This window comes from Wolbachia endosymbiont of Oryzaephilus surinamensis (assembly GCF_025617515.1).
Taxonomy (GTDB): domain Bacteria; phylum Pseudomonadota; class Alphaproteobacteria; order Rickettsiales; family Anaplasmataceae; genus Wolbachia.
Map to the genome: position 1 here is coordinate 1,675,787 of NZ_CP092526.1, position 13,512 is coordinate 1,689,298.

Consider the following 13,512-nt stretch of genomic DNA (forward strand, 5'->3'; position numbering starts at 1 on the left):
GAGACATACTCCATTATTTTAGCACGAAGTAACAAGTTCAATGAATCTGTTCTTCAAAAATAATTTAAACCTTTACAGTAGGAGTAGTCTTATGAAATATTATAGCGGATTAGATGTGTCATTCAAAGAAACTTTTGTAAGTATCGTTGATGAGAAAGGAAAAATTGTTAAAGAAGAAGTTGTTGCAAGTGAGAGCAGTGCAATAGCTGAGTTTCTGCTTAGTCAAAGCAGAGAATACGAATCCATAGGAATAGAAAGTGGGCAATTGTCAATATCGATGTGCAAAGAGTTAAGGAGCTTTGAATTACCAGTAATTTGTGTAGATGCGAGGCATATGGCAGCAGCATTGTCTGCGAGAATCAATAAAAACGATAAAAATGATGCAAGGGGTATAGCACAAATGATGAGAGCTGGGCTGTATAAAGAGGTATTAGTAAAATCAGATGAGTCTTGTCAAGTTAAGGTAACGCTCGGAAGTAGAAGGCAGTTAATGTATTGCAGAGAGCAAATTATGGGAACAATAAGAGGGCTATTGAAGATATACGGAATAAAGCTTGGCAAGAAGTCAAAGATTGTAATCTTTTCTTTAAAAGTGCAAGAAGCAATAAAAGATCTAGATAAAGTCAGTAAGGATTCAATTGAAGCATTAGTTTGTAGTTTGGAAATAATAGAAGAATCAATAAAAAAGCTTGATAAAATATTATCAGAGAAAGGCAAGAAAGACGAAGATTGCAAATTATTAACTACTGTACCAGGAGTTGGTATTATAGTAGCAATGACGTATAAGGCTACAATTGATAATCCACATAGGTTTGAAACATCTGATACAGTCGGAGCCTATATGGGATTGACGCCAAGACAGTACGCTTCTGGAGAAGTTAATCGTCATGGTAGCATATCAAAGATGGGACCGGTAGAATGTAGAAATATGTTGTATGAAGCTGCGCATACAATACTGACAGTTAGCAAGAAAAAATTCAAATTAAAAAGCTGGGGAATAAAGCTTGCAAAAAAGAAGGGTGTAAAGAAAGCAGTAGTTGCATTAGCAAGAAAACTAGCTGTAATTATGCATAGAATGTTGGTTGATAAAACAGAATTTTATTATCAATAAACACTAAAGGAGTATAGGACAATAATTTTATTGAAAGTAAAGATAGTAATGCCGATGGAAGGGATAAGCAAGAGCTATGGTTGAAGCGTAGACTTCGTAAACAACATGTTGCCATCCACTTCCGCCCTAACAAGTATAGTGCGGCTTGGCTAAAATTAAACTAGCCATATCAGACCGCGGAGAGAACCATGGAAGCATGCTATTTTTAATTTATATCAAGGATTATGGAGGAAATATGCTATTTTGATCTATGTGAAAATTATTGTTGACTTGTACGCAATTAGAGAACCTTCAGTTACTTAAAAACTCAATAGCAGAAGTAGGAATGAATCTTGGTTCTGTACTATTACCACCTTTAAATTTTACTGTTAATCTTCTGAGGTCAGCAACTACACAAGTAGCACTTTGTGCCAAGGAATATCCAGTACTGACTACAGTGATCATAAGTACGATTGCAACATTGATTAGTATTAAAATAGCAGCCATATCTCTTGGATATGCTTGGACTTTTGTAAAAGGTTCCTTATTTGCTCTTTTATCTACTTGGAAAGTGTTTGGATCTGTTGTTACTTTGGTAAAAATAGGTCTTTCTGCAGTTTTTCCAGCAATAATTGCTGGATTTAAAGCATTGACAATTGCCGTAATGAGCAACCCTATGGGGCTGATTATTGGTGGTCTTGCTGTTGCTGCAACTTTGATAATTACCAAATGGCAAGTGGTAAAGAACTTTTTTGTTACTATCTGGGAATCGGTAAAAATTGTATGGAAATCTTTTTCTGATTGGGTAGGAAAGTTTTGGAATAATATTACTCAGCCTTTTAAAACAATCAATAATCTATGGAGCAAAAAAAATGAGGCTAAACTAGAAGTTAGATCTGTAAGTAATACTATAAGCGACGCCCTTAAGCACCCAATTGCAGCGCACAATAAGACTATAGAGAATAAAACACACAATAATCACTTTAATGTTAATATTCACCCAAGCTCTGGACAAGACGTACGTAGTATTGCTGATGAAGTAATGGAGCGAATTAGAGAGCAATTTAGTGGCGCACTTTATGATATAAATTAAATTATGCTGTCTCTTGGTCCATATAGATTTTCATTAACTGAGCGAGGTTTCACACGCAGGAATGAATATCGCTGGCCTGCACTTGAGCGTATTGGAGAAAAGCCATTACTTCAAAGTATTGGTCCTGGAGAGGATGTTATTGAGCTTGCGGGAGTAATCTATTCAGGAGGACTGGGGCAAATAAATAATATGCGAAATTTATCAAAACCTCTTTTACTCATTGATGGCCAAGGTAACATTTTAGGCCATTTTGTTATTGTGAAAATAGAAGAAACGCAGAAATATTTTTTTCCAAATGGTGAAGCAAGAAAGATTGAGTTTCACTTAAGTTTGAAGCACTATGATAACGCGTTGTCAGACGGATCACTAAATAATCCAGTTGATGATATACAACTTGATGATGATGTATTACAAAACTAAGGAAAATGATATGTTAGATTTAATCTGCTGGAACTACTATGGATTCAGCTCAGGAGCAGTTGAGATTGTGTTAAGAGCTAATCCTGGGCTTTCAGAGTACGAACTTCTTCCTGCAGGATTAATCATTAAACTTCCTGTTATTCAAAAAGAGACACAAAAGCAAGTAGTAAAACTATGGGATTAAAATGACACCAGACTTTAGTATTTCAGTAGAGGGAATTTTAATCACTGAGTTGATAAAAAGTCGGTTAGTATCAATGCATATTACTGATGAAGCTGGAGTAATAAGTGATACTGCTGTAATTCATCTTGATGACCATGATTCATTATTTGAAATTCCTAGAACTGGGGCAAAGCTAAATATTTTACTTGGGTATAAAGAAACTGGCATTGTGCCGATGGGAGATTACATAGTGAATGAAATTACGCTACAAGGCCCACCACAATCACTAAAGATTAAAAGTCATGCAGCCGATCTAAAAGAGTCATTAAAGGAACAAGTGTTTAATGAGTGGCATCAAATCACCTTAAATGATTTGGTAAAAAAGATTGCAGACAAACATGGCTATCAAGCTAAGGTTGCTGCAGAGTTTGCAAATATCATGATATCACATATTGATCAGACTGCAGAGAGCGATATGCATTTTTTAACCAGGCTTGCTCAAATTTATGGAGCAATAGCAAAACCTGCTGGAGGGTATTTACTGTTTGTTTCAAAAGGAAAAGCAAAGTCAGTTACCGGAAAAACTTTAAGCACTATTACTTTAACACCTAGAGATATTACAAATTGGAAAGTAAAATTTAATGAGCGTAATCAATATGGCTCGGTTATTGCTTACTGGTATGATTATGAAAAAGCAGAGACAATAACGGAAAAAGTAGGTGATCAAGAACCAAGCTATATTTTGCGAGATATTTATGCAAGTAGTGATTTGGCACAAAGTGCAGCATCTGCGAAGTTGAATCAGCTGATGAGCAGTACAGCAACACTCAATGTCACAATGCCAGGAAATCCTGAATTATTTACCGAAGCAAAGATCAACCTTTTGGGGTTTCGCAAGGGAGTTCATGGTGATTGGATAATAAATAGGGCTGAACATATGATCGATAACCTGGGTTATCGTACTATCATCACAGCTGCTATGGGAACAATTGATAACGGGAAAGTAAATTGATAATTTCCTCATAAATATCTTCTTTATTATTGTTTAATTCCTCTACAGCAAGATCTAAAGGAGTTTTTTTATCTTTGTTTTTAGCAAGAGGATTTGCTCCATTTTCCAGTAGAAATTTAGCAATTTCCAAGCGTCCTTCCTGTGCAGCATAGTGCAAAGCTGTCCAGCCAAAAGCATCAGTAGTGTTTACATTAATGCCTTCTTCAATTAGAAATTTTACAACTTCTAAACAGCTTCCGCTTGTAGCATAGTGTAATGATGTTGCACCAAAATAATAGGTGTCGTTGATATCTACTGCGTTTTTTATTAAGGATTTTACGTTATCCAAATTGCAGCTTTCAGCTGCAATACGTAATACTATTCTATCCTCACTAGTTGTTTTACTTTTTATTGGTATGTTTTTTAGCGGTTTAAAATGCTGAAACAAAAAGATAGCACATATTATTGGTATTATTGAATTTATTAATAATTTTTGAAAAAGGCTAGATTTCATGTTGATTATATTATTTACATCGCTTGTTTAGTGCAACTAATTAACTTTATTTTAGAAAAGATTTTTTGGACGTATTTTTGATGAATCTTGTATATGTATATATACAACTTTTCCTTTAAAAAAGATGACAAACACAGGAAAGATCCCTGTAGCAGTAATTGCTACTATGGTGATACAAACAATAGCATTGATCTGGTGGCTAGCTAAGCTCGACTTAAGAGTGCATATGCATGATAAATTTATAGAGCAAAATCAAAGGACTACAGAAATCATCTATCGCCTTGAAGAAAGAGTTAAAAATCTTGCTGAAGAAGTTAATGAACTTGAGCAGAAACACAAATAAAAGAGTGGCAAAGTATATTTTATCCGTTGATGGAGGTGGAATTAGAGGAATCATTCCTGCCATTATTTTAGCAGAAATTGAATCTAGAACAAAAAAGCCAATTTCCCAGATCTTTGACTTAATGGCAGGAACCTCAACCGGTGGGATTATTGTAGCCGGGTTATGTAAAAAAGATGAACGGAGAAACCCTCAATACTCTGCCAATGATTTGGTTGAACTTTACCAAGAGTATGGAGCATATATCTTTCAAACATCACTTTGGAGAAAATCAATCGCTTCTTGGCTGAGTGGTTCTCAGTACTCATATAAAAATATGGAATTTATTCTCAACAAATACTTTGGTGAAAGTACTATGGCCGATGTTGCGAGTAATCTACTACTCACCAGTTATGACATTCACAATAGTTGTGAATTTTTCTTTAAAAGTTGGAAAGAAGAAAACATTAAGTTGAAAGATGCACTCAGAGCTACAACAGCTGCCCCAACGTACTTTACACCAAAACGTCTGAAAATTAGCAAAACAGAGAGAGTGTTGATAGATGGCGGAGTGTTTGCTAATAATCCAGCGGCTTGTGCATATGCAAGTGGCAAGAGATTATTTCCAAATGATGAGATTATACTGCTATCAATAGGCACTGGTGGAACAGATAGAAGTATAAAGTATGCTGACTCAAAGAAATTTGGAAAAATAGGTTGGGTCAAGCCACTACTGAATGTGATGTTCGCCTCTGGATTGGATTGCGTTGATTATCAATTAGAGCAAGTAATGGGTGATAAATATATACGCATACAATCACAACTCAAAGTAGCATCAGCTGAAATGGATGATATAACACCTCAAAATATTAAATGTTTGCAGCAAGAAGCAAAGGCGATGATAGAAAGTCATCAAAGAGTAATTGATGTGCTATCAAAATAATATAAGTTTATGAAAAAACTTTTTTCTTACGAGAGAGTCACAAAATTCAAAGCTTTTTTGAAAAAGATAGAATTTTAAAAAATAATTTGGACGTTTTTTCTACCAATCTTGTATATATATAACATAAAAGCGCGTTTTCACGCAATCAAATCAAATGGAACCTAACAAAGATACTACACAGAAGTCCACTATTGAAGCTAAAAAGCTTGAATTACCAAAAGGTGGAGGAGCGATAAAAGGAATCAGTGAAGCTTTTGAGGCTAACTCATTCACTGGTACTGGATCTTTCTCAATACCAATTGCGCTACCAACTTGTCGTAATTTCTCACCTTCTTTAAGCGTTAATTACAGCTCTGGTGGTGGTAACGGAGTATTTGGTATAGGATTTAATGTTTCAATAGCAAGTATTATCAGAAAAACATCAAAAAAAATTCCAACTTATGATGATGAAGATATTTTTGTCCTAAGTGGAGCAGATGACTTGGTTGCGATTAATCAAACAAGTAATAGCAAATATGATATTACTTATTATCAGCCACGTGTTGAAGGATTATTTGCTAAAATAGAGCGTTTAATAAGTAAAAGTGATAGCACTATTCATTGGCAAGTTACTAGTAAAGATGGCAGCATTGCTATTTATGGTAAGAATGAACAAGCACAAATCTATGATCCAAAGAGTAATAGCCGCATAGCAGAATGGTTACTTGAGGAATTAAGCGATGTATATGGTAATAAAATATTTTATCATTATCGCTCAAGTACAGAAAAACAAGGTAGTGGCAGAGTAATTGATCGAATTACTTATGGCCATAATGAAGAATTAAACTATAATCACTTTGAAGTTTTATTTGATTATGGCGAAAATGACTTTGCCAGTCCTATAGATAAAAAATATAGCGAAGAAAGAAATGCAGTTCTCCGTCAAGATTCTTTTACCTCACACATTACAGGATTTGCAGTAAGAACTGAACTTTTATGTCGAGCGATAAGAATTTATCACCGATTTGATGAACTTAGTAGAGATCCAATACTGGCTAATGGCACTTATTTTGATTACGACGAAAAACCAACAATTACCTATTTAAGAGCAGTAAAACAAGTTGGCTATTATGACAGAGAAGGCAAAAGATTTACTAAGACTACGCCAACTTTAGTTTTTTCTCATACCAGCGATGATTCTACTTACATTTCAACAGTTTCATCGGTAACACTCAAGAAACCATCTAAACAGCTTTTGCAGATTTTAAAAGAACAAGATTTTGTCTTTTCAGAACAAAATGCAGAAATTTCTGAAGAAAACTCAAATTGGAGAATCAAAGACAGTGAAAAAACTCTTGTCATAAAAGAAAAAGGAAATTTTTTAGACCTTCACAATTCAAATAATAGAAACTCTTTTAAACCGGTAAAAATTCAAGGGTTTGCTGGGTACCTAAATGACCGAAGATTTCAATCGGTAGATCTATATCAAGAAGGTATTGAAGGAATATTATATAACGATGGCAACACAATCCTTTATTTCAGACCAAATGGTGATGGAGAGTTTGCTCAAGCTAAACTACTGGAGCGTTTTCCATCGCTGCTTCGTAAAACTACTTATTCACTGACGAGTTTAGAAGGTAACGGTGAGTTACAGCTTTATGTGAATGAAAGTGGTTTTCAGGGTTACCATGATTTTGATGGTAATAGTAAATGGAGTGAATTTAAGCCTCTTGAATCGCAAGTAATCAACTTGAGCAGCGAAATTCAAGAGATGATAGACGTCACAGGAGATGGAAGAACTGATATCGTAGTATTTGAAGGAGAAAGCGTTAGAGTATATCCATCTGCTGGTAAAAAAGGATACAAAAAAGCTATTTACAGTAAAGCGCCAAAAGACTTGCCAAATCAACGTGCCAGTTCAGAGAGTACTTTAGTACGCTTCGCTGATATGTTTGGTGATGGTAAGAGCCATCTAGTTAAAATAGAAAATGGTAAAGTAGAATGTTGGCCAAATCTTGGTTATGGTAAATTTGGCGAGAAAGTTACATTTAAGAACGCTCCATATTTTAGGGATGGATTCAATGCGAAAAGACTTTACTTTGCTGATATTGATGGTTCTGGTACTACAGATTTAGTTTATGCAAATCACAATAGCTTAGATATCTACTATAACAACAGCGGTAATTCTTTCAGTAAACCAGTAACTTTGAAATTACCGGTAGATTACAATCATATTGGTCGAATTGAGTTTGCTGACATTCTAGGGAATGGTACCAATTGTTTGCTTATTAGTTATCTTGATCAAAACTTAAAGTTACAACATTTATACTATGATTTTTACAATGGAGTAAAACCGCACTTACTGAAGCAAATAGATAATAATATGGGTAATCTTACTCGTCTTCATTATGCAGCTTCTACTAAGTTTTATTTGCAAGATAGAAAAGAAAACCGCCCGTGGGTAACAAGTCTGCCATTTCCTGTACAAGTAATTGAAAAAATAGAAACTCTAGACAATATAGTAGGAAGTAAACTCACCAACAAATATCGCTATCATCATGGTTTTTATGATTACATCGAAAAAGAATTTCGTGGATTTGGTTTTGTGGAAACCTGGGATACAGAAGATTTTTCTACAATTGATCAGACTGAAAAAGAACATTACGTAGCACCAATTTACACCAAGACTTGGTATCACACTGGAGCTTATAAAAAGGCAGGAGATTTAGTTGAGAGCTATAGAAAAGAATTTTACCAAGGAGATAGAGAAGCGTTAAAAATAACTCCACAGGTGTTTGATGAAAATATAATTACTATAGAGGATAAAAGACAAGCATACCGCGCTATTCAAGGGCAAATGCTAAGACAAGAAGTCTATGGCTTGGACAAAGATGAAAACCCAACACTCTACCAACATCCATATTCAGTCACTGAATCAAGTGCTTGTGTAAAATTGCTACAATCTAGTACAAACAGTTCTCACAAAATATTCAAATACGGAATTTTCTTCGTTAATTTACAAGAAACTATCACTTATCACTATGAAAGAAACTGCTGTGATCCACGTATTCAGCAGGACTTTGTTTTAGAAGTTGATGAATATGGTAATGTTATTAAATCAGCAAGTATTACTTATTCGCGTCGAAATCAGCAAAATAATTATTCAGAGCAGCAAAAGCTGCATGCTACTTTAGAACATAATTTCTACGTTAACAACACAGAAGGGTTTTACTTACTTGGAGCTCTCTATAAATCACAGGCTTTTGAGATTGGTGGATTAGGAATGCCTGCAAATGGCTATACTAATATTAGTGACCTAAAAACCCAAGTAACGAACTCTTTACAAAATATTATCAAGTTTGAAGAAAATCTAAGTCATACAAGACCACAAGCAAGACTCTTAAGTAAAAATCACAATTATTACTGGAATGAAGTGCAGAATGCGACTTTACCACTTGGCTCTGTAACTCAGCAAGCGCTTCTCCACCATACTGAAGCTATGGTATTTTCTGATAGTCAAATCAAAGAAGTTTTTTCGAGTAAAATAACATCTGATCAAATGTTAAGTGATCTTGGCTATAAAAAAACGTCAAATAATTTCTGGTGGGCACCAAGTCCTACTCAGTATTATTATGGCGCTAGTAAATACTATTTACCTGAAAAAGTAATTGATGTTTTCGGTAGCGAAACTGCAGTTATTTATGATCAGTATAATTTACTGCCAATAAAAACAGTAGTTAAAGCTACTGCAACCTCAAATTATGAAACGACAGCAGAGTATGATTATCAACGTTTAAGTCCAGTAAAACTAACTGATCACAATGACAATGTATCAGAAGTTATTTTAAATCCTTTAGGAGTAGTAATTGCTACTTCTGTTTATGGCACCGAAAACGGGGAAAAGAAAGGAGATAAACCATTATTCGAATATCAAGTCAGAAAAAATCCAAATTTTGAAGATGTTTTAGGCACAGTAGCAGGAGCAAATGGTCCTGAGTATTATCTCCAAAATGCAACCAGCTTCTTTTATTATGATCTGGAAGCATGGAGAAAAAATGGTCAACCTGTGCATGTGATTAATCTGCAGAGAGAAACTCATGTTTCAGAAGGAAGTTCGACAAGAATCAGGAGAGTTGTCACTCACATCGATGGATTTGGCAGAAATCTTGAGACTAAAATGCTTGTAGATTCTGAGCATGAAAAATGGCTAGCATCAGGAAGAGTTTTTTATAACAATAAAGGTACGGAGGTGAAAAAGTATGAACCTTTTTATAGTCATTCACCTTTTTATGACCTCGAAGAGAGCGTACGTAATCAAGGAGTATCTGACACTCTTTATTATGACCCTCTACTGAGAAATATTCGTATTGATACGGCAAAAGGTTTTTTCAGCAAAGTTGAATTTGATTCTTGGACTACCAAAAACTTTGATCTTAACGATACGGTAAAAGATTCAGAATATTACAGAGAATTTAATGAAAGATGGAATAGAGCAAATACAGCAGAAAAAGCAGCTTTAAAAGACGAAAAAGATGCACTGGACAAAGCAGAAAAACACTATAATACTCCAACTATAGAGCATCTCGATAGCTTGGGAAGAAAATTTTTGCAGATAGAGATTTTAAGCAATAACGAACAAAGTAACGTAGAATTAAAATCCCACGTCAAACTTGATATTCAAGGAAATGAGCTAGAAAGTGTTGATTCAAGGTTTTATGAGCAAAACCAAAGTAAGCAAGAAAATGAAAAGATAAAGAACTTTTGCCACATTTATTCAATGTCAGGGCTTTTAAAAAGCACAAGTATTGATGCTGGAGAAACCTGGAATTTAGCAAATGTTGCTGAAAGTGCAGTGTACAATTGGGATGGCAAAGGATCGCTTACTTACACAGAATATGATAAATTGCAACGGCCAGTAAGAGTAAAAGTCACTGATAAGGACCTAAATTTAAATAATAATATTGTTGAAAGATTCTTTTACTCTGACGATATTCAAGATAAAGCTACTAATCGTTATGGAACACTTGTTGCTCATTACGATCAGGCAGGACTTACTGAAGCCAAAGAAAATGATTTTAAAGGTCAGACATTAAAAAGTAGTTTTCTTTTAAGAAAAAACTATAAGCAAGAAGCAGATTGGAAAAGCGTTGAAAGTATTGTTACAGTGCATGCAGATCTTGAGCAGGAAGTGTTTAATTCAAGCATAAAATATAATGCAATTGGTGAAATAATTGAAAAGACAGATTCGCAAAATAATACTCACAGTCCAATTTATGATATAGCAGGGAGAGTAAAGCAAATTAACCTTAAGAAGCAAGGAGAAAACATAAAAACCTATGTTTCAGACATCAGCTATAATCCTAAAGGTCAACGTACATCTATTAGCTATGGCAACGGAGTTGTTACTAGTTACAGCTATGACTCTAAAACTTTCCGGCTTACTAAACTAGAAAGCGCCAAAGGGCAAAAAAAGTTGCAAGACATTAATTATACGTATGATCCTGTTGGTAACATTACTACAGTGGAAGATGAGTCTTATAAGACCATCTTTCCAAATAACAAAACTATAGATACTAAGTCAGATTATCATTATGATTCACTTTATCGGCTGACTCAAGCAACTGGAAAAGAACATCCAGCACTCAGTGGAAAGGAAGAAGTTATTACACCGATTCCGCATCTAAATAACCAAAATGCGATTAGCAATTACACGGAATATTATGAGTTTGATTATGGAAGTAACATTACGAAAATTAGGCATAACGGAAAAAATAGTTCCACTCAAGAATTTTATATCTCAAACAAATCCAATCGTAGTTTGCCAACAATAGATAGTAGACCTGTGAGTGAAAATGATATAGATGGAAGTTACGATGAAAGAGGTAATTTACTGAAGCTCAACGGCTCGCAGAATTTACGCTGGAATTACCGTGATAACATAGCGTATGTTGATATTATAACAAGGCAAAGTGGTAAAAATGATAGTGAATATTATGTGTATGATAGTGGTGGACAAAGAGTCAGAAAAGTTACCGAGACTTATCAGAACAACGAGACAAGTTCTACTCGAGTAGAAAAAATCTACTTTGGCGATATTGAAGTTACGAGAACTTATCAAGAGAGTGGTTTAAGTAAAGAAAAGTATACTGTCCATGTAATGGACGATAAAAGTAGAGTAGCCCTCCATCATTATTGGACTAAAGGTAATCCAGAAAACGTGGAAATAAAAAGTCAAAGTCGTTATCAGCTCAGTAATTATTTAGATTCAGTAGCTTTGGAATTAAATGATAATGCTGAAATAATAACCTACGAGGAATATCTGCCATTTGGTGGCACAGCGCTAATTGCAGGCAAAACAGCTCGTGAAGTAACGGAAAAAGAATATAGGTATTCGGGGAAAGAGAGAGATGATTCAACGGGTCTATACTATTACGGTGCACGTTACTATGCACCATGGCTTCTCAGGTGGATTAATCCTGATCCTGCTGGAATTATTGATGGGCTAAACCTTTATCAGTTTGTTAGGGGGAATCCAATTAACGATATCGATCTTTTTGGATTAGTAGATATTGGATCAACATCTAAGAAAAGATCCCGTGATCAGATAGAACAAGCAGAACCTAGCAATGATAATCAGCAAGAAATACAAGACAACTCACAAGGAAACACGGTGGATTCAAGTAGTGATCAAATCACTGATAAGCTTTATCTAGAGGCTTTTAATGATAAAAGCAAAAGTTTTCGTGGATATAACCCGTTAAGCTTGAAGGATCTGGCAACAAAGGCCTTACCACCTGAAGTAACACTTGATTCTCGTGCTGCAATTAACTTGTATACAGGTAAGAGTTATAGTCAGATAAATACCTATTCAAGCAGCAATGAAATTCAGCCAAAAAGTAAAAGAGAAAAAGTTTTTTCTATGGAAAATTTGCAAAAAATTACAGAAGATATGACAGTCGGTATACAGCAGATGCCAAAGTTTTACGGAGTAACATATAGAGGAGATTCACTTGATTCACAAGTAGAAAAAGGAGAAGTAAAAGTTAGTCTTGGATCTCTTGAGCTAGGAGATACCTTCAGTAATAAAGCATTTACCTCTTCCAGTAGCAAAAGAGAAGTCGCAGAAGGTTTTGCACGCAGTGTTAAACCACAAAAAAAAGCTGTCCTCATGGAGATATACAGCCATTCATTAGCAGCTAGTATTGAAAACATATCAGATTATCAAGCTCAGCAAGAAAAATTATTTCCACGGAACACTGGATTTATTGTTTTGGATAAGGGAAAAACCAAAATAACGCGCACAAGTAGAGAAGCTAAAAGAGAGTATAAACAGGACATCACAAAAATAACTGTTGGTGTAGGTGAAGAAGCGTTGTTGCAACATCGATACCAAGTGTTACAAGACATAAAAAACAGGAAGTGGAACTTAAAGAGAGCAGCTTGAAGAACAAGCTATCTAAGTGATAATTAAGGTACTTTGAAGTTTTTTAGGGTAATAAGTGGAAGACAAAATTTCAGAGCAAGAAACTAAAGATATTTGCCAGAAGATTCTTGTAAGAATGAAATTTATCGCTTTTTAAATTGAGCAACAAATATTAATTCAAAAGTCTGAACAACTATTGAGAGGAAAAACATGACCAGTGTAAATACAGCAAATGACCCCCAACTTCGCCTAGAGAAGATGGGAATAAGCGTTGAAGAAGCCGAGAAATTACTCAGCTTTAAAAATGAAAATGATGAGTATTTATATGACTCAGCATTTAAGATTACAGATTTATGTGAGAATGTTTTTATCGAAAGAGTAATAGGTAAGATTTCGGAGCAAGAAGCTAAAGATATTTACCAGAAAGCGCTAAATAGGAGAGAATTCGTTTCTCGCTATATCGAAAACGCCAGAGAGATGACCGAACCACATTATCGAGCAACGCGTGTCTGCAATATTGACCACGATACTACAGAAGAGTGCGATGCAATTATACACAGTTTATAAGGGGAATAAT

General features: G+C 34.9%; 10 protein-coding genes. 9 read left to right on the forward strand and 1 reads right to left on the reverse strand.

Features of this window, described 5'->3' with window-relative positions; genetic code table 11:
- The first annotated feature begins 91 nt into the window (after positions 1-91).
- The 5 genes from MJ631_RS07805 (at position 92) to MJ631_RS07825 (ending at position 3,778) form a co-directional block, all read left to right on the forward strand.
- Positions 92-1,111, forward strand: coding sequence for an IS110 family RNA-guided transposase (locus MJ631_RS07805; protein WP_262986354.1), 1,020 nt, complete (start codon positions 92-94; stop codon positions 1,109-1,111).
- 265 nt (positions 1,112-1,376) lie between these two features.
- Positions 1,377-2,183, forward strand: a complete 807-nt coding sequence (locus MJ631_RS07810; RefSeq protein ID WP_262986355.1) for a phage tail tape measure protein — start codon at positions 1,377-1,379, stop codon at positions 2,181-2,183.
- A 3-nt stretch (positions 2,184-2,186) separates the two neighbouring features.
- Positions 2,187-2,603: a phage tail protein gene (locus MJ631_RS07815; protein ID WP_262986356.1), complete on the forward strand. Its 417-nt coding sequence runs from the start codon at positions 2,187-2,189 to the stop codon at positions 2,601-2,603.
- 10 nt (positions 2,604-2,613) lie between these two features.
- Positions 2,614-2,787 (forward strand): tail protein X, encoded by a 174-nt coding sequence (locus MJ631_RS07820; protein WP_255586148.1) that lies wholly within the window; start codon positions 2,614-2,616, stop codon positions 2,785-2,787.
- Position 2,788: 1 nt separating this feature from the next.
- The gene (locus tag MJ631_RS07825; RefSeq protein ID WP_262986357.1) at positions 2,789-3,778 is read left to right on the forward strand and encodes a phage late control D family protein; all 990 of its coding nucleotides are present in this window, start codon (positions 2,789-2,791) and stop codon (positions 3,776-3,778) included.
- On the opposite strand, the gene MJ631_RS07830 is transcribed toward MJ631_RS07825, so the two are convergent.
- Positions 3,744-4,271: an ankyrin repeat domain-containing protein gene (locus MJ631_RS07830; protein WP_262986358.1), complete on the reverse strand. Its 528-nt coding sequence runs from the start codon at positions 4,269-4,271 to the stop codon at positions 3,744-3,746. The genes MJ631_RS07825 and MJ631_RS07830 overlap by 35 nt on opposite strands.
- Before the next feature lie 124 nt (positions 4,272-4,395).
- On the opposite strand from MJ631_RS07830, the gene MJ631_RS07835 reads away from it, so the two are divergent.
- From MJ631_RS07835 to MJ631_RS07850, 4 genes are all read left to right on the forward strand, one after another.
- Positions 4,396-4,614: a hypothetical protein gene (locus MJ631_RS07835; protein WP_262986359.1), complete on the forward strand. Its 219-nt coding sequence runs from the start codon at positions 4,396-4,398 to the stop codon at positions 4,612-4,614.
- A 4-nt stretch (positions 4,615-4,618) separates the two neighbouring features.
- Positions 4,619-5,533, forward strand: coding sequence for a patatin-like phospholipase family protein (locus MJ631_RS07840; RefSeq protein WP_262986360.1), 915 nt, complete (start codon positions 4,619-4,621; stop codon positions 5,531-5,533).
- Positions 5,534-5,687: 154 nt separating this feature from the next.
- On the forward strand, positions 5,688-12,956 hold the full coding sequence (locus tag MJ631_RS07845) for a SpvB/TcaC N-terminal domain-containing protein (protein WP_262986361.1): 7,269 nt from the start codon (positions 5,688-5,690) through the stop codon (positions 12,954-12,956).
- 237 nt (positions 12,957-13,193) lie between these two features.
- The gene (locus MJ631_RS07850; protein ID WP_262986362.1) at positions 13,194-13,502 is read left to right on the forward strand and encodes a hypothetical protein; all 309 of its coding nucleotides are present in this window, start codon (positions 13,194-13,196) and stop codon (positions 13,500-13,502) included.
- The last annotated feature ends 10 nt before the right edge of the window (positions 13,503-13,512 follow it).